Genomic DNA, 17,451 nt, shown 5'->3' on the forward strand with positions numbered 1-17,451 from the left:
AAAATGGCAACTCAATCAAAGGCGCTAATCGACGATCTAAAGTGGCGCGGTCTCTTCTCGCAATCAACTGATGAAGCAGCCCTTATCCAAGCGCTATCAAAGCCGACCACTCTCTACATCGGTTTCGATCCCACCGCACCAAGTTTGCACGTCGGAAACCTCGTTGTTCTGCTGGCCCTGCGCCGCTTTCAACTAGCGGGCCATATTCCAATCGCCCTTGTCGGGGGAGCGACCGGTTTAATCGGTGATCCCAGCGGAAAGAACGAAGAACGCAGTCTCAACACAACTGATGTGGTTGCAGCTTGGGTAGAACGTATTCGAGTACAGGTCTCAAAGTACTTAGATTTCAACGCCAAAGATAACGCCGCAATTGTCGCCAATAACCTTGATTGGACATCACCACTTTCTGCTATCGAATTCCTGCGCGATGTAGGTAAGCACTTCAGCGTCAACCAAATGCTTGCTAAGGATTCAGTTTCATCACGCCTTGAGGCAGGTGGTATTTCATACACTGAATTTTCCTATCAAGTACTTCAATCATTTGATTTCCTTGAACTTTTCCGCCGCCACAACTGCACGCTCCAATTAGGTGGCTCTGATCAATGGGGAAATATCACTGCAGGTCTAGATCTAATTCGCCGCGTTGAATCTGGTAGCGCACATGCTTTAACAATCCCGCTGCTTGCTAAGGCTGATGGTTCTAAGTTTGGAAAAACTGCAGGGGGTGCAATCTGGCTAGATCCAGAGATGACTTCTCCTTATGCGTTCTTCCAATACTGGTTGAACACTGACGATAAAGATGTCATCAACTTCTTAAAGGTTTTCTCTTTCAAATCTCGCGAAGAGATAGAAGCGCTTGAAAAATCACACTCTGAAAACCCTGGCGCACGTGAGGCGCATCGCGCACTTGCTCGCGAACTAACTTCACTTGTTCATAGCGCCGAAATTTGCGATCGCGTAGAAGCAGCAGCGCGTGCGCTCTTCGGACAAGGTGAACTTTCAGAGCTAGATGAGGCAACTTTGACGGCTGCACTTGCAGAACTTCCGCGCACAACAGTTAAGAGCAGCGAACCGATTCCAACATGGGTAGATCTCCTTGTGGCAACTGGTGTCGTCGATTCAAAATCAGCGGCCCGCCGCATCGTCAAAGAGGGCGGGGCATATTTGAATAACGCCAAGATCTCTGGCGAAGACTTTGCCCCCTCAAAAAGCGACTTTTTATGCGGTAAATATGCAGTTTTACGTAAAGGAAAGCGCGATCTTGCAGCGGTAGAGCTGCTCTAAAAGCCACGCGGGCTACCGTTTTTACACGTTTTTACGCATAAATATGCAGATTTTTGCTATTTAGAGGCTATGACCAATCCCACTGGTAATCGGGCTAGGCCGATTTGACCCTCACGCTGCGCACGCCTATAGTTACGCTCCTTGCTGTGTGAACGGACGATTAGGCCGTACAGCATCTTCCTTATTTAGCGCCATTTAGGCCGGTTTGACCGTGCCTGCGTGGATGGACTAGATTTGGCAGTCTGCCCTGAAAATCGGCCAAAAGCCGAAAAGCAGTGCGCATCCGTACCTTGAGAACTCAACAGCGTGCCATAAGTCAATGCCAGAGAATGGTATTACTAGTCATTTAATTTTGACTGGGCCATTCTCTAAATAAATACTTCAATGAAGTATCTGTAAAACACTGTTTATTCAGTGTTTGCAATACTCGTTGATTTCCTTTGGTAAAGACAAAATAAACGACAGTTTGTTTGTCTCGTAAGCCATGAACAAAACTTTCTATGGAGAGTTTGATCCTGGCTCAGGACGAACGCTGGCGGCGTGCTTAACACATGCAAGTCGAGCGATGAGATCACTTCGGTGAAGGATTAGCGGCGAACGGGTGAGGAACACGTGAAGAATCTGCCTTCAACTCTGGGATAACTCCGGGAAACCGGGGCTAATACCGGATATGAGCCTTGATCGCATGATCGGGGCTGGAAAGTTTTTCGGTTGAAGATGACTTCGCGGCCTATCAGCTTGTTGGTGAGGTAATGGCTCACCAAGGCGACGACGGGTAGCCGGCCTGAGAGGGCGACCGGCCACACTGGGACTGAGACACGGCCCAGACTCCTACGGGAGGCAGCAGTGGGGAATATTGGGCAATGGACGAAAGTCTGACCCAGCGACGCCGCGTGCGGGATGAAGGCCTTCGGGTTGTAAACCGCTTTCAGCAGGGAATAAGCGCAAGTGAAGGTACCTGCAGAAGAAGCACCGGCTAACTATGTGCCAGCAGCCGCGGTAATACATAGGGTGCAAGCGTTGTCCGGAATTATTGGGCGTAAAGAGCTCGTAGGTGGTTTGTTACGTCGGTTGTGAAATTCAGGGGCTCAACCCCTGACTTGCAGCCGATACGGGCAAGCTAGAGTTTGGTAGGGGAGACTGGAATTCCTGGTGTAGCGGTGGAATGCGCAGATATCAGGAGGAACACCGATGGCGAAGGCAGGTCTCTGGGCCAATACTGACACTGAGGAGCGAAAGCGTGGGGAGCGAACAGGATTAGATACCCTGGTAGTCCACGCCGTAAACGGTGGGCGCTAGTTGTGCGAACCTTCCACGGTTTGTGCGACGCAGCTAACGCATTAAGCGCCCCGCCTGGGGAGTACGATCGCAAGATTAAAACTCAAAGGAATTGACGGGGCCCCGCACAAGCAGCGGAGCATGCGGCTTAATTCGACGCAACGCGAAGAACCTTACCAAGGCTTGACATATACAGGAATATGGCAGAGATGTCATAGCCGCAAGGTCTGTATACAGGTGGTGCATGGTTGTCGTCAGCTCGTGTCGTGAGATGTTGGGTTAAGTCCCGCAACGAGCGCAACCCTCGTTCTGTGTTGCCAGCATTTAGTTGGGGACTCACAGGAGACTGCCGGGGTTAACTCGGAGGAAGGTGGGGATGACGTCAAATCATCATGCCCCTTATGTCTTGGGCTGCACGCATGCTACAATGGCTGGTACAAACGGCTGCGATACCGCAAGGTGGAGCGAATCCGATAAAGCCAGTCTCAGTTCGGATTGGGGTCTGCAACTCGACCCCATGAAGTCGGAGTTGCTAGTAATCGTAGATCAGCAACGCTACGGTGAATACGTTCCCGGGGCTTGTACACACCGCCCGTCACATCACGAAAGTCGGTAACACCCAAAGTCAGTGGCCCAACCGCAAGGAGGGAGCTGCCAAAGGTGGGATCGGTGATTGGGATGAAGTCGTAACAAGGTAGCCGTACCGGAAGGTGCGGCTGGATCACCTCCTTTCTAAGGAGCATCTGAACTCAAAAATATTGAGAAATCAGGCTCATATGTGGAGCATTGACTTAGGTTTATCTAAGAATTCATACCAGTACAACCGGATTTGTTGTAAAACAAAAATGGAGTGGAAAATCCCTGAATATCGAATTTCAACTAGGCACGTTGTTGGGTCCTGAGGGGACGGCTAGCGCCAAACCTCTGGACTTAATAAGAAGAGATACTGGAACCAAATGTAAAAGTTTGGATTTTCAAGTCTCAACTCTTATTGAGTACCGCCCGTATTTTGAGAACTACACAGTGGACGCGAGCATCTTTGTGGAAAAATTATTAAGCGCACATGGTGGATGCCTTGGCATCAGAAGCCGATGAAGGACGTAGTAGGCTGCGATAAGCCTCGGGGAGCTGTCAAACGAGCTTTGATCCGAGGATTTCCGAATGGGGAAACCCAGCCAGAGTAATGTCTGGTTATTTCTGCCTGAATATATAGGGCAGATAAAGGGAACGTGGGGAAGTGAAACATCTCAGTACCCACAGGAAGAGAAAACAACCGTGATTCCGTTAGTAGTGGCGAGCGAAAACGGAAGAGGCTAAACCGATACTGTGCCAAGCCGGCAGGCGTTGCAGTATCGGGGTCGTGGGACCAGTTAGGTTGGACTGCCGTTCAACCAAAGAGTCAGAAACTAGTTAAGTAGATGAATGGCGTGGGAAAGCCAGTCATAGAGGGTGAGAACCCCGTAGTCGAAACTTAATTAACTCTTTATTGTCATCCCAAGTAATACCGAACTCGAGGAATTCGGTATGAATCTGGCGGGACCACCCGCTAAGCCTAAATACTCTCTGATGACCGATAGCGGACTAGTACCGTGAGGGAAAGGTGAAAAGAACCCCGTAAGGGGAGTGAAATAGAATCTGAAACCGTGTGCGTACAAGCCGTTGGAGCGACGTAAGTTGTGACAGCGTGCCTTTTGAAGAATGAGTCTACGAGTTAGTGTCGTGTTGCAAGGTTAACCCGTCGAGGGGAAGCCGTAGCGAAAGCGAGTCTGAATAGGGCGACTAAGTAGCACGATCTAGACCCGAAGCGAGGTGATCTACGCATGGCCAGGTTGAAGCGCGGGTAAGACCGCGTGGAGGACCGAACCCACTAATGTTGAAAAATTAGGGGATGAGCTGTGTGTAGGGGTGAAAGGCCAATCAAACTTCGTGATAGCTGGTTCTCTCCGAAATGCATTTAGGTGCAGCGTTGCGTGTTTCTTACCGGAGGTAGAGCTACTGGATGGTCGAGGGGTCCTACAAGATTACCAACATCAGCCAAACTCCGAATGCCGGTAAGTGAGAGCGCAGCAGTGAGACTGTGGGGGATAAGCTTCATGGTCGAGAGGGAAACAACCCAGAATAGCAACTAAGGTCCCAAAGCCTGTGCTAAGTGGAAAAGGATGTGAAGTCGCATAGACAACCAGGAGGTTGGCTTAGAAGCAGCCACCCTTAAAAGAGTGCGTAATAGCTCACTGGTCAAGTGATTTCGCGCCGACAATGTAACGGGGCTCAAGCACAGCACCGAAGTTCTATCATTCAAGCATTATCCCGGTCGTAAGATCCAGGAGCTTGGATGGGTAGGAGAGCGTTGTGTGACTGGTGAAGCGGCAGAGGAATCTAGCCGTGGAAGTCACACAAGTGAGAATGTAGACATGAGTAGCGAGAGAGGGGTGAGAAACCCCTCCGCCGAAAGACCAAGGGTTCCTGGGCCAGGCTAATCCGCCCAGGGTAAGTCGGGACCTAAGGCGAGGCCGTCAGGCGTAGTCGATGGACAACTGGTTGATATTCCAGTACCCGCTTAAAATCGCCCATAGCGAATGTACTAATGCTAAGACCCATAATCAGGCTGGCTTCGGTCAGACCTGAGGTTGCGTCGAACCGGTGTACTAGTAGCTAAGCAATGGTGTGACGCAGGAAGGTAGTTCATCCCGGGCGATGGTTGTCCCGGGGTAAGGTCGTAGGGCGTTACGTAGGCAAATCCGCGTAACACATGCCTGAGAACTGATGCCGAGCCGTAAGGCGAAGTGAATGATCCTATGCTGCCAAGAAAAGCATCTAGCAAGATTTTAAGTAGCCCGTACCCGAAACCGACACAGGTGGTCAGGTAGAGAATACCAAGGCGATCGAGATAATTATGGATAAGGAACTCGGCAAAATGCCCCCGTAACTTCGGGAGAAGGGGGGCCCTTTGACGTGTAGGAGTTTTCCTCCGAAGCGTTGGAAGGCCGCAGAGACCAGGCTCAAGCGACTGTTTACCAAAAACACAGGTCCGTGCGAAGTAGCAATACGATGTATACGGACTGACGCCTGCCCGGTGCTGGAAGGTTAAGGGGACTGGTTAGCCGCAAGGCGAAGCTGAGAACTTAAGCCCCAGTAAACGGCGGTGGTAACTATAACCATCCTAAGGTAGCGAAATTCCTTGTCGGGTAAGTTCCGACCTGCACGAATGGCGTAACGACTTGAGCGCTGTCTCATCCGTAAACTCGGCGAAATTGCATTACGAGTAAAGATGCTCGTTACGCGCAGAAAGACGGAAAGACCCCGGGACCTTTACTATATCTTGATATTGGTGTTCGGAACGGTTTGTGTAGCATAGGTGGGAGACTTTGAAGCGGGCACGCCAGTGTTTGTGGAGTCATCGTTGAAATACCACTCTGATCGTTTTGAACTTCTAACCTCGGTCCGTAATCCGGATCAGGGACAGTGTCTGGTGGGTAGTTTGACTGGGGCGGTCGCCTCCTAAAAAGTAACGGAGGCGCTCAAAGGTTCCCTCAACCTGGTTGGCAATCAGGTGTCGAGTGTAAGTGCACAAGGGAGCTTAACTGTGAGACAGACATGTCGAGCAGGTGCGAAAGCAGGAACTAGTGATCCGGCGGTGGCTTGTGGAAGCGCCGTCGCTCAACGGATAAAAGGTACCCCGGGGATAACAGGCTGATCTTGCCCAAGAGTCCATATCGACGGCAAGGTTTGGCACCTCGATGTCGGCTCGTCTCATCCTGGGGCTGGAGTAGGTCCCAAGGGTTGGGCTGTTCGCCCATTAAAGAGGCACGCGAGCTGGGTTCAGAACGTCGTGAGACAGTTCGGTCCCTATCTTCTGTGCGCGTAAGAAACTTGAGAAGGGCTAACCCTAGTACGAGAGGACCGGGTTGGACGAACCTCTGGTGTGTCGGTTGTTCCGCCAGGAGCACCGCCGATTAGCTACGTTCGGAAGGGATAACCGCTGAAAGCATCTAAGCGGGAAGCTCGCTTCAAGATTAGGTTTCTCATTGGTTTACCAAGTAAGGCCCCCAGCTAGACTACTGGGTTGATAGGGTGGAAGTGGAAGAGCCGTAAGGCTTGGAGCTGACCACTACTAATAGGCCGAGGATTTAACTACAAAGTTGCTACGCGTCCACTGTGTGGTTCTCGAGATACGGTCGAGAACCACGAAATAGAGAGAGTTCTGACATCTATAAACGATGGCTTCAGAATTCGATCTAATTCAAAGGTTTTGTCGAAATCTCAATAGCGTTTCGGCGACCATAGCGAGAGGGAAACACCCGGTCCCATTCCGAACCCGGAAGTTAAGCCTCTCAGCGTCGATGGTACTGCAAGGGTGACCTTGTGGGAGAGTAGAACGTCGCCGGACTTCTTTTATAAAAAGGGGCACTTTCACGAGTGCCCCTTTTTTATTTCCCTAAAAAATATGACTGTAGAATTATCTAAAATCTAAATAGAGGAGAACGAAATGGATGAGAGAAAACCACGCGCCAATTCTGGCCGTCCATCCAGCCGTCCCTCTTCTTCCGGTCGTCCTTCTTCAACTGGACGCCCATCGAGCCGACCAAGTTCAGATCGTCCAAGCTCAGGTCGCCCATCATCTTCTTCATCATCAAGACCAACTGGTCCAAATCGCGAACGTCGCCGTGAAGATCTTCCGGCACGCGGTGGTTCATCTGATCGCGCAGGGGCAATTCGTCAGGTATCGCAGGGGCGTGAAGCCATTGATCCACGCGGGTTTCGTCCCAAGCCGTTAGAACGCGATCAATCAAGACTTCGTCCCAGAATTTTCGAACCAGATATTCCTGAAGAGATTACTGGTGAAGAGCTAGAGAAAAGTGTTCGTGCAGAGTTGTTAAGTTTGTCTGCAGAGAATGCGAAAGTTGTCGCGCGCCATTTAGTTTCTATAAATATCCATATGGATTCAGATCCAGAACTTGCACATAAACACGGCATCGCAGCTGCTCATCATGCAGGTCGTTTAGCTGTTGTTCGCGAAAGCGCTGGTTATGCAGCATATCGCGCGGGTTATTACGAGATTGCTCTAAAAGAACTTCGCGCAGCTCATCGAATTTCTGGCGATGTTTCAATGTGGCCGGTAATGGCAGATTGCGAAAGAGGTCTCGGCAGGCCGCTAAAAGCCCTGAATTTGGCTGGTTCTGACGAGGTAAAGCGACTTGCCAAGCCTGAAGAAATTGAAATGCGAATTGTTGCATCAGGTGCACGTCGTGATCTTGGCGAACTAGATGCAGCAGTTATCACACTGACATGTAAAGAGTTGAAGACCGAGAACGAAGAGTGGGCAGTTCGCCTTCGCTATGCATATGCCGATGCCCTTGAGGTTGCCGGTCGCAAAGCAGAAGCTCGCGAGTGGTTTAAGAAGTGCGCAGATATTGATCATGATGAGTTCACTGACGCGGCAGAGCGCGCCCAGTAATTCGCTTATCCACACCTAACCTCAAGTAACTCCTTTCCTGTCACAGCCTTAGTTCAATATCTCCTCCTTACGCAATCGCGTACTTTTTAGGCTAGGGAGCAAGAGATGGTTAAGAAAGTTGTTGAAGAAGAAGTAATCGATCATTCGCTAAATGATTTATTGTTACGTGGAAGAGTCTCTGCAGAAGCGACAACGAAGGAACTACCCAGCGGAGATAAAGTTGTCGAGTTTCGTTTGATTGTTACTCGCGCAGAACGCGAAGGCGTTGACACCCTGGATATCGCAGCCTGGAGCGCTAAATCTAGAAAAACCGCTCTTACGTTAAAGCCCGATCAGTGGGTAGAGATTTCTGGCAGCATCCATCGCCGCTTCTGGCAGTCCCCAGGTGGACTGGCTTCACGATGGCAGGTCGAAGCGATCGAGATCTCTCGTCTTTAGGGCGTAAAAGGCCTACTTCTGGCTTATTGGATAGGCTAAGGACATGGCTAAATCCTCGAACGATCTCTTTGCAACTCTTCGTACATACGTCTCCAAGGTAACTGAAGGAGAGAAATCTCCGGCAGAAGTTGCTGCCGCTCTAAATGGTTGGGCGCGCGAGAGCGCAGATGCCCTTAAGTCAAAGATCCATGAAGAAGTCGAAGCTAGCGTTGCCAAGATGGGATTTGTAAAGCGGGAAGAGTTCGATCGCTTAGCGGCTCAGGTTGCTGCAATGAATGGTGGAACTCCGGCTAAGAAGGCTTCTGCAAAGAAGGCTGCGCCCAAGAAGTCGGCGACGAAGAAATCTGCTGTTAAGAAGAGCGCTGCAAAGAAGAAGGCGGTTAAGAAGTAATGTCAAATGAATTTAATAGTTCAGAAGAGTCCGCTCCTTCACTAGTAGAAGAGGTGAAGATCGAGCTCAGCGAGATCGACAACTCCGACCTAACTGAACACGCTGCTCGTTTTGATGCGCTCCATGGCAAGTTGCAAGAAGCGCTTAACTCAATCGATGGCCTCTAAAGGCTAAATCGAATTAGATTTAGAAAGTAAATGAGATGAAGACTCGCTTAGATGCTGAACTAGTTCGTCGCGAACTAGCGCGCTCACGCGAGCATGCGGCCGATCTAATCGAATCTCGCTCTGTCTTAGTCGGCGGGATCCCAGCAACAAAGCCAGCAACACAAGTAGATGCCGAAACTTCGATAACAATTCAAGGCGACCGAGATGATTTTGTTTCTCGTGGCGGACATAAATTAGCGGGGGCTTTAGAAGTTTTTAAGGACGTTGTTGTTGAAGGAAAGAATTGTCTCGATGCGGGTGCATCCACTGGTGGTTTCACCGATGTACTTCTACGCCAAGGCGCAAAGCTGGTCGTTGCAGTAGATGTTGGCTACGGGCAATTGGCTTGGGAGCTTCGCCAAGATCCACGTGTGAAGATCCTGGATCGCACAAATATTCGCCATTTAACGGGAGATATTGTCGGTGAGGAAATCGATCTAGTTGTTGCAGATCTCTCATTTATCTCACTTTCCTTAGTTCTTCCTGCACTAGCTGCAGTTTCGAAACCGAACGCTGATTTCGTTTTAATGGTTAAGCCACAATTTGAAGTTGGCCGGGAAAAGTTAGGTGCGGGCGGCGTTGTACGCGACCCTGAACTTCGTAAGGCTGCCGTGCTAGATGTCGCTGAGTCCGCTTATGACGTTGGCCTTGGCACGATGGGAATTGCCGCTTCGCCACTTCCAGGCCCTGCCGGAAATGTCGAGTACTTCTTATGGCTAAGACGTGGTGCGCCAGCAATCGATGAAGCATCTGTTTCACAAGCGATAGCGATGGGACCTGCCTAATGTCACGTCACGCAATATTTGTCGTCAACGCATCGCGCGCAGAAGCAGTTGCTGCAACAAAAGAGATCTCACAAATCCTTCTTAAAGATGGCTTCACACTTTCAACTCCATCAGAAATTTCGATCCTTGGAATTTCGCAACATCCAGCTGAAGATCTTCCAAAGGCTGAAGTTGTTCTAGTTCTCGGGGGAGATGGCACGATCCTTCGTGGTTCAGAAATCGCGCGCCGCCAAGATATTCCAATTCTTGGCATCAACCTTGGCCATGTTGGATTTATGGCAGAGGTTGAAAAACCTGCGCTCTCTGAGATTGCGGCAAGCGTTATTGCAAAAGATTATGTAACTGAAAACCGTATGGTTTTAAAGTATTCGGTAGAACGAGCCGGAAAAGTTGTAGATACTGGCTGGGCGCTCAACGAAGTGACCGTAGAACGTAATGGAACAACGATGGTTGAACTCTTTGTGCAGATCGATGGACGCCCGCTCTCTCGCTGGGGCTGCGATGGACTCATCTGCTCAACGCCAACTGGTTCAACTGCGTATGCATTTAGCGCAGGCGGTCCGGTTCTCTGGCCCGAAATTGATGCGCTCGTACTTCTACCGATCTCCGCACATGCCTTATTTTCACGTCCCATGGTCGTCTCACCAAAATCTGAAATCATCGTAGATATCGAATCGAGCGATGCTCTTCTATCATCGGATTCACTACGTAAATTTCCGCTCCAATTGTCGGATCGCATCTTGATTACTCGTGATTCATCGGTAATCAAGCTTTCACATATCAAACCAACGCTTTTCACTGATCGATTGGTGGCTAAATTCAAACTTCCCGTTGAAGGTTGGCGCGGTGAGTGATCGTTCTCATCTAGAGGAAATCTCAATTCGTTCGATCGGCGTTATCGATCAATCATCTCTTGAATTAAGCCCCGGTTTAAATGTATTAACGGGCGAAACTGGTGCGGGAAAGACGATGATTCTGACCGCTCTTCAACTTGTTCTAGGTGGCAAGAGCGATAGCTCTTTAGTGCGCCATGGCAGCGAAAGATTGTTGGCGTCGGCACGTTTCTCGGTCAATAAAGCTATCGCCGAAATCGCAATTGAATCCGGCGCTGATGTTGAAGATGGAACCTTGATTTTAACTCGTACCGTAAATGCAGATGGCAAAAGTAAAGCGGTTGCTGGCGGTGCAAACGTTCCCGCAGCAACTTTGGCGTTACTTGCCGATCATCTAGTTGAGATCCATGGACAGGCCGCTAATCATCAGATCGTTAAGCCAGCAAGACAACGCGAACTCCTTGATCGTTTTATTGGTGGTGATTTATCTAAAGCGTTGCAGCAATATCAAGAAAATTTCAATGGCTTTAACGAATTAAAGGCCCGAATCAAAGCGATGCGCGAGAGCGTTAGTAAGCGTGATTCTCAGATCGCTGAGTTGCAAGAGTTTTCATCTGCCTGGATAAAGTTGAAGGCGGTTCGTGGCGAAGTGGCATCTACCAATGATCAGATCTCTCGACTTTCAAGCGTTGAAGATTTGCGAGTTGCGGCAGATGGTGCAACCCAGGCCATTGCTAATGAAGAGGAGGGCTCTCTTACTTCACTGGGCGCTGCGCGGAGATTCCTTGATTTGGCAAAAGGTAAAGATGGAAAGTTAGATGAGATTGCTGGTCGCATTTCGGAAGGTTTCTTCTTAATTGATGATGCAGCGCGTGATCTTGCTTCGTATCTGACATCTCTTGAAGCAGATCCTGGTCAACTCGATACTTTGCAGTCTCGTAAAGCTGAACTTGCAGCCTTCCTAAAGAAGTGGGGCTCTTCAGCCGAACCCGACGAAGATTTAGTGCAATTAGCCGCTAAGGCAAAGAACGCAAAGATAGAGATAGACGATCTAACGGGTGGCGATGAACGTATCGCGGAGTTAGATAAGGAACTTGGCGATATCAAGAAGAAACTTTTATCGGCGGCAGAGAAGTTGACACAAGTTCGCGCTGCGGGGGCTACCAAACTTTCGCTAGCAGTCTCCGAAGAAATTCATCAACTTTCGATGCCACACACTCAATATTCAGTTTCAGTTAACTCACCAGATTACAAAGGCGCACTCAAGGAATCTGATTTCACGCTACTTGGTTGTGACGAAGTATCGATGCAGATTCAAGGCCATAAAGATGGTCCGCTAATTGCACTGGGCAAGGGCGCAAGCGGTGGCGAAATGTCACGCATTATGTTGGCCCTAGAAGTTGTCCTTGCTGCAACGCATCCAGTTGGCACATATATCTTTGATGAAGTCGATGCAGGCGTTGGCGGTAAAGCGGCGATCGAAGTTGGTCGCAGACTTGCAGCACTTGCAAAGCACACCCAAGTTATCGTGGTTACACATCTGCCTCAGGTTGCAGCATGGGCCGATAGCCACTTCGTTGTTAAGAAGAGTAGCGATGGAACTGTTACAGCCTCAGATGTTCAGGCTTTAGATGCCGCATCCCGCGTTGAAGAGATAGCAAGAATGCTCGCAGGTCTTGAAGAGTCGACAAGTGCACGCGAACACGCCGCCGAGCTTCTGGCGATGCGGGGCCAAGCCCGAAAGTAGTGATAAGTTTGTCTTCCATGGGCCAAGCGCATGTGACTAAACATATTTTCGTAACCGGTGGAGTAGCTTCAAGTCTCGGTAAAGGGCTCACCGCCTCAAGTCTTGGCAGGCTATTAGTTGCCCGCGGTATCCGCGTAACGATGCAGAAGCTCGATCCATACCTAAACGTTGATCCCGGCACAATGAATCCATTCCAGCACGGTGAGGTCTTCGTTACCGATGATGGCGCTGAAACAGATCTCGATATTGGCCACTACGAACGTTTTCTAGATCGCAACTTGCAGGGCTCAGCAAATGTAACAACAGGTCAGATCTACTCACGCGTTATTGCGCGTGAGCGACGTGGTGAATACCTAGGTGAGACGGTTCAAGTAATTCCTCATATCACCAATGAGATTAAAGAACGAATGCACGCCATGTCATCTCCTGATGTAGATGTTGTTATCACTGAAATCGGTGGAACAGTAGGAGATATCGAATCCCAGCCATTCTTAGAAGCAGCACGTCAAATGCGTCAAGAAATTGGCCGCGATAACGTCTTCTACTTACATATCTCACTTGTGCCTTATATCGGTCCATCAGGTGAGTTAAAGACGAAACCAACTCAACACTCAGTTGCTGCACTACGCAGTATCGGTATCGCACCCGATGCAGTGGTGCTGCGCTCCGATCGTGAAATTCCAATCAGCATAAAGAAGAAGATCTCGCTGATGTGTGACGTCGATATAGAAGCGGTCGTCGCGGCTGTAGATGCACCATCTATCTATGACATTCCAAAGGTGCTCTTCTCTGAAGGGTTAGATGCCTATGTGGTTCGTCGATTATCACTAGGGGGGCACGATGTTGTTTGGGGCGAATGGGATGACTTGCTTGAAAAAGTTCATCATCCAAAGCATCAAGTAAAAGTTGCTCTCGTTGGAAAATACATCGATCTGCCTGATGCTTATCTCTCTGTTTCCGAAGCGCTGCGCGCTGGTGGTTTTGCCAATAACGCAAAGATTTCAATAATTTGGATACCTAGCGATGACTGTGAAACACCAGAAGGTGCGAAGAACGCCCTTGGCGAAGTAGACGCGATCTGCGTTCCTGGAGGTTTCGGTGTACGTGGAATCGAAGGCAAGTTAGGCGCGCTTAAATTTGCTCGCGAAAACAAGATTCCAACTCTCGGACTCTGCTTAGGTTTGCAGTGCATGGTCATCGAAGCAGCGCGCAATTTAGCTGGAATTAAAGATGCTAACTCTGCAGAATTTTCTCCTGAATCTGGCACACATGTCATTGCAACTATGGATGAGCAGAAAGAGATAGTTTCTGGTCAAGCAGATATGGGTGGCACGATGCGACTTGGTCTCTACACTGCAACGTTAAAGCCAGGTTCGATCGTGGCTAAAACTTATGGCACAGAAGAGATTTCCGAACGCCATCGCCATCGTTATGAAGTAAATAATCAATATCGAGATCAGATTTCTAGTGCTGGCCTTACTTTCTCAGGAATGTATAAGGAACGCGACCTAGTGGAGTTTGTAGAACTTCCTTCTGAGGTACATCCTTACTACGTGGGAACTCAAGCCCACCCTGAGTTGCGCTCTAGACCTACGCGTCCTCATCCGCTATTTATTGGTCTAATTGCGGCAGCGATTAAATCGAGAGGCTAAAGATGTTAGTTGGCGTTCCTAAAGAGATTAAGGTCCACGAATCTAGGGTCGCTCTAACTCCCGAAGGCGTTTTTGAATTCACTCGCGGTGGCCACGAAGTAGTTGTTGAAAAAGGCGCCGGAGTTGGATCTTCAATTAGCGATGCGGATTTCGTTGCAGCGGGTGCGCGCATCGAGGCAGATGTTGAAAAAATCTGGAGCGAATCAGATTTAATTCTGAAGGTAAAAGAGCCGATAGAGGTTGAATATCCAAGACTTCGTTCAGGTCAGATCCTCTTTACCTACCTTCACTTAGCAGCGAGCAAGCCTTGCACCGACGCGTTGTTGAAGAGTGGCACTACCGCTATCGCTTATGAAACTGTGGAAGTTAATGGAACGTTGCCGTTGCTTGCTCCGATGAGCGAAGTTGCTGGACGTCTATCTGTTCAAGTTGGGGCGTATGCCTTGCAGAAACCGAACGGTGGACGTGGCGTTCTATTAGGCGGTGTTCCCGGAGTTGCCCCCGGAAAAGTTGTGGTTATCGGCGGGGGAGTAGCAGGGTTAAATGCTGCAGTTATTGCGATGGGCATGGGAGCAGATGTAACTGTTCTAGATCGCTCGCTGCCACGGCTTGCCTATGTCGATTCGCTCTATAACGGACGAATTAAGACGCTTGCTTCAACTATGCATGCAATCGATCGTGAGATCAAGAACGCTGATCTAGTTGTTGGAGCAGTGCTAGTGCATGGCGCGAAGGCGCCGAAACTAGTGACTAATGCCCAGGTGGCACAGATGAAACCTGGTTCTGTATTAGTTGATATCGCCATAGATCAAGGTGGTTGCTTCGAAGATTCCAAACCAACGACTCATGCTGAACCAACTTTTAACGTTCACGGGTCAGTCTTTTACTGCGTGGCAAATATGCCAGGTGCTGTTCCAGTTGCTTCAACATATGCGCTAACAAATGCGACGCTGCCTTACGCGCTAGCGATTGCAAATAAGGGTTGGGAGCGAGCAATTGAGGAAGATCCAGCACTCGATCGTGGTCTAAATGTTCATGCCGGAAAGATTCGCTATAACGCAGTAGCCCTGGCTCACGGTTATGAAGTTTGATAACGCGCTCCAATCCTTTCTCGATCACTTAACTATTGAACGTGGTTTATCGAGTAACTCAATCTCGGCATACAGAAGAGATCTCGCTAAATTCTCCGATTTTCTTGACAAAGAAAAGTTGGATTTTGAACGCTTGAGTGAAGATGAAATTATCAGTTTCGAAGTTTGGCTTAAGGGTTTAGGAATGGCAGTTACTAGCATCAATCGCAATATCTCGGCGTTGAAGAGTTTCTACAAATATCTAGCGCAAGAGTTTTCAACGAATAATCCTGTTAGCGCAGTGTTAAGTTCAAAAGTTCCGCGCCGCCTACCTAAGGCGCTGACGATCAAGGAGATAACCTCTCTAATTGATTCGACAAAGCGTGAAGGTGATCCAATTTCGCTTCGTGACCACGCAATTATTGAACTCCTCTATGGCACGGGAGCACGTGTAAGTGAGATCGTCGGAATCGATATCAACGATTTTGCACAGAGTGATGTCGAAGGCAATCCAATAACAACTCTAAAGTTGAGAGGTAAAGGATCAAAAGAGCGGATTGTGCCCCTTGGAAGTTTTGCAAAGAACGCTCTTCATGAGTACTTAGTCCGTATTAGACCGAACCTATTAAGCAAAAGTAAATCAGCCAAGGCTGAGACCGCGCTTTTCTTAAATCAACGGGGGAGCCGCCTATCTCGGCAGAGCGCCTGGCAGATGATCTCGGATGCTGCAGATTCAACTGGGCTCTCCGGAAAAGTTTCACCGCACGTCTTTAGACATTCCTACGCCACACACTTGTTAGATGGTGGCGCTGATATTCGCGTGGTGCAAGAGCTACTGGGACATGCATCTGTAACTACAACGCAGATTTATACCCTGATCACGATAGATAAAGTGCGCGAAGCTTATGCAACCGCGCACCCTCGCGCTAATTAAATTCCGCGGAGTCTACGAGCAAGAATTGATTGATCGCCTTTAGCTTCGAGATCAGCAACGATAACTGCGATTGATTCGCGGACAATGCGACCACGATCTACTGCTAAACCAAGGTCTCCGCGCAGTGTAAGGCGCGCTTGATCGAGATCAAAGAGTTCATCTGGAGAAAGATAAACAGTAATTTTCTCATCATGCTTTTCGCGACCAGATGGTGAACGATCAACTGTTGTAACGCGACGACGTGGCGTTGAACGAACGCCCTTCTTTGTCTTCGGATTTGTTGGGGCAACGCCAATAGCCTTGCTGACTTCTTGGGCTTCTTCAACAACTTGGCGTACTGCGCTAAGTGCTGGAGTATTTGCGCGGAAGAGTTCATCTGCTCCAGGCAAGCTTGCTCTACGGGTCATCGTGCGCCTCCTCGGGCAATTAGTTCACGGGCTAATCTGCGATAAGAAGCAGCGCCCCCTGATGATGATGCATAACTAGTAATTGGTTCACCGGCAACAGTTGTTTCAGAGAAGCGAATTGTCTTAGCGATGATTGTTTCAAAGACATCTTCGGGATACTTCTCTAAAATTGCAGTTAAAACTTCGCGGTTGTGAAGCGTCTTCTTCTCGTACATTGTCGCAAGGATTCCGAGGAGATTTAGATCAGGGTTAAGGAAGCTCTTAACCTTCTCGATGTTTCCCTTGAGTTCAATAAATCCGTGTAGTGCGAAGTATTCGCATTGCAGCGGAACGATAACTTCATCTGATGCAACAAGTGCATTGATCGTTAACTGGCCCATCGTAGGTTGGCAGTCGATCAAGATAACGTCGTAACGATCCTTCAAGCGGCCAAGAGCGCGCTTCAAATACTGTTGCCCGCCAATTTCAGCACCAAGCGTTGTTTCAGCAGTACCCAAATCGCGGTTAGCAGGAAGGAAATCTAGATTTGCAACAGATGATTTAAGAACGATCTCATCGATATTCGCATCCGGTGTCATCAACGCGTAATAAACAGTGTTCTCTAGTGGAAGTGCGTGTGCATTTACTCCAAGACCTAGCGATAAACCACCTTGTGGGTCGAAGTCAACGAGAAGAACTCGCCGACCAAGTTCTGCAATGGCTGCACCGAGATTGATAGTTGTAGTTGTCTTACCTACGCCGCCCTTTTGATTAAAGATCGAGATGATCTTGGCTGGCTGGCCCTCAACTGGTGCTGGTGGAACACGGAAATTCTGGGGTTCGCGCCCGAGAAGTGTGGCGGTAGTTGCCACATCATCATCAAATGTCGATTTAGCGTTCAAGCGAGAAACCTCTTTCTGTTGGCGCGACTCTACGCTCCATGCGCAGATTTGAGCAAGTAAAGAAGTAAGGTTCGCAGGTGGATATCGAGA

13 protein-coding genes and 3 rRNA genes are annotated in these 17,451 nt (G+C 49.2%); 14 read left to right on the forward strand and 2 right to left on the reverse strand.

Going from position 1 to position 17,451, the window contains the following annotated elements; translation table 11 throughout:
* Positions 1-3 precede the first annotated feature (3 nt).
* The 14 genes from tyrS to A1s21148_RS03455 all read left to right on the forward strand — a co-directional run bounded on the left by tyrS (position 4) and on the right by A1s21148_RS03455 (position 16,073).
* A complete protein-coding gene (gene tyrS / locus A1s21148_RS03395) occupies positions 4-1,284 on the forward strand; it encodes a tyrosine--tRNA ligase (protein WP_095671074.1) in 1,281 nt (426 codons plus the stop codon).
* Positions 1,285-1,781: 497 nt separating this feature from the next.
* Positions 1,782-3,294 (forward strand): 16S ribosomal RNA (locus A1s21148_RS03400).
* 311 nt (positions 3,295-3,605) lie between these two features.
* Positions 3,606-6,697: ribosomal RNA gene (locus tag A1s21148_RS03405) — 23S ribosomal RNA — on the forward strand.
* 135 nt (positions 6,698-6,832) lie between these two features.
* Positions 6,833-6,949, forward strand: a 5S ribosomal RNA gene (gene rrf, locus A1s21148_RS03410).
* The 16S, 23S and 5S rRNA genes sit together here, the layout of an rRNA operon.
* A 99-nt stretch (positions 6,950-7,048) precedes the next feature.
* Positions 7,049-8,017, forward strand: a complete 969-nt coding sequence (locus tag A1s21148_RS03415; protein WP_223299429.1) for a tetratricopeptide repeat protein — start codon at positions 7,049-7,051, stop codon at positions 8,015-8,017.
* Between the two features lie 105 nt (positions 8,018-8,122).
* Entirely contained in the window at positions 8,123-8,455 is a 333-nt protein-coding gene (locus A1s21148_RS03420) for a single-stranded DNA-binding protein (RefSeq protein ID WP_095671075.1), read from the forward strand.
* 43 nt (positions 8,456-8,498) lie between these two features.
* Positions 8,499-8,846 (forward strand): hypothetical protein, encoded by a 348-nt coding sequence (locus A1s21148_RS03425; RefSeq protein ID WP_095671076.1) that lies wholly within the window; start codon positions 8,499-8,501, stop codon positions 8,844-8,846.
* Complete coding sequence (locus A1s21148_RS07515) at positions 8,846-9,013, forward strand: hypothetical protein (RefSeq protein WP_190276913.1); 168 nt, start codon at positions 8,846-8,848, stop codon at positions 9,011-9,013. Before A1s21148_RS03425 ends, A1s21148_RS07515 begins: the two co-directional genes overlap by 1 nt.
* Positions 9,014-9,048: 35 nt before the next feature.
* Positions 9,049-9,837 (forward strand): TlyA family RNA methyltransferase, encoded by a 789-nt coding sequence (locus A1s21148_RS03430; protein ID WP_095671077.1) that lies wholly within the window; start codon positions 9,049-9,051, stop codon positions 9,835-9,837.
* Positions 9,837-10,691: an NAD kinase gene (locus tag A1s21148_RS03435; protein ID WP_095671078.1), complete on the forward strand. Its 855-nt coding sequence runs from the start codon at positions 9,837-9,839 to the stop codon at positions 10,689-10,691. Before A1s21148_RS03430 ends, A1s21148_RS03435 begins: the two co-directional genes overlap by 1 nt.
* Positions 10,684-12,417, forward strand: coding sequence for a DNA repair protein RecN (gene recN, locus A1s21148_RS03440; protein WP_095671079.1), 1,734 nt, complete (start codon positions 10,684-10,686; stop codon positions 12,415-12,417). The genes A1s21148_RS03435 and recN overlap by 8 nt, the downstream gene beginning before the upstream one ends.
* Positions 12,418-12,434: 17 nt before the next feature.
* Positions 12,435-14,069, forward strand: a complete 1,635-nt coding sequence (locus A1s21148_RS03445; protein WP_095671080.1) for a CTP synthase — start codon at positions 12,435-12,437, stop codon at positions 14,067-14,069.
* Between the two features lie 2 nt (positions 14,070-14,071).
* Positions 14,072-15,160 carry an alanine dehydrogenase gene (ald, locus tag A1s21148_RS03450; RefSeq protein ID WP_095671081.1) on the forward strand — a complete coding sequence of 363 codons (1,089 nt, stop codon included), beginning with the start codon at positions 14,072-14,074 and terminating at the stop codon, positions 15,158-15,160.
* Complete coding sequence (locus tag A1s21148_RS03455) at positions 15,150-16,073, forward strand: site-specific tyrosine recombinase XerD (protein ID WP_095671082.1); 924 nt, start codon at positions 15,150-15,152, stop codon at positions 16,071-16,073. The genes ald and A1s21148_RS03455 overlap by 11 nt, the downstream gene beginning before the upstream one ends.
* On the opposite strand, the gene A1s21148_RS03460 is transcribed toward A1s21148_RS03455, so the two are convergent.
* Both A1s21148_RS03460 and A1s21148_RS03465 read right to left on the reverse strand, forming a co-directional pair.
* Positions 16,070-16,480 (reverse strand): hypothetical protein, encoded by a 411-nt coding sequence (locus tag A1s21148_RS03460; protein WP_095671083.1) that lies wholly within the window; start codon positions 16,478-16,480, stop codon positions 16,070-16,072. The two genes, A1s21148_RS03455 and A1s21148_RS03460, sit on opposite strands and share 4 nt — an antisense overlap.
* The gene (locus A1s21148_RS03465) at positions 16,477-17,361 is read right to left on the reverse strand and encodes a ParA family protein (protein WP_095671084.1); all 885 of its coding nucleotides are present in this window, start codon (positions 17,359-17,361) and stop codon (positions 16,477-16,479) included. The genes A1s21148_RS03460 and A1s21148_RS03465 overlap by 4 nt, the downstream gene beginning before the upstream one ends.
* Positions 17,362-17,451: the final 90 nt, after the last annotated feature.

The organism is Candidatus Planktophila lacus, assembly GCF_002287925.1.
Lineage (GTDB): Bacteria > Actinomycetota > Actinomycetes > Nanopelagicales > Nanopelagicaceae > Planktophila > Planktophila lacus.

Coding starts and splice junctions, on each gene's coding strand:
- A1s21148_RS03425 (WP_095671076.1), top strand. CDS start 8,499: ATGGCTAAATCCTCGAACGATCTCTTTGCAACTCTTCGTACATACGTC.
- A1s21148_RS03415 (WP_223299429.1), top strand. CDS start 7,049: ATGGATGAGAGAAAACCACGCGCCAATTCTGGCCGTCCATCCAGCCGT.
- A1s21148_RS03435 (WP_095671078.1), top strand. CDS start 9,837: ATGTCACGTCACGCAATATTTGTCGTCAACGCATCGCGCGCAGAAGCA.
- A1s21148_RS03445 (WP_095671080.1), top strand. CDS start 12,435: ATGGGCCAAGCGCATGTGACTAAACATATTTTCGTAACCGGTGGAGTA.
- A1s21148_RS03455 (WP_095671082.1), top strand. CDS start 15,150: ATGAAGTTTGATAACGCGCTCCAATCCTTTCTCGATCACTTAACTATT.
- ald (WP_095671081.1), top strand. CDS start 14,072: ATGTTAGTTGGCGTTCCTAAAGAGATTAAGGTCCACGAATCTAGGGTC.
- A1s21148_RS03420 (WP_095671075.1), top strand. CDS start 8,123: ATGGTTAAGAAAGTTGTTGAAGAAGAAGTAATCGATCATTCGCTAAAT.
- A1s21148_RS07515 (WP_190276913.1), top strand. CDS start 8,846: ATGTCAAATGAATTTAATAGTTCAGAAGAGTCCGCTCCTTCACTAGTA.
- A1s21148_RS03430 (WP_095671077.1), top strand. CDS start 9,049: ATGAAGACTCGCTTAGATGCTGAACTAGTTCGTCGCGAACTAGCGCGC.
- tyrS (WP_095671074.1), top strand. CDS start 4: ATGGCAACTCAATCAAAGGCGCTAATCGACGATCTAAAGTGGCGCGGT.
- A1s21148_RS03460 (WP_095671083.1), bottom strand. CDS start 16,480: ATGACCCGTAGAGCAAGCTTGCCTGGAGCAGATGAACTCTTCCGCGCA.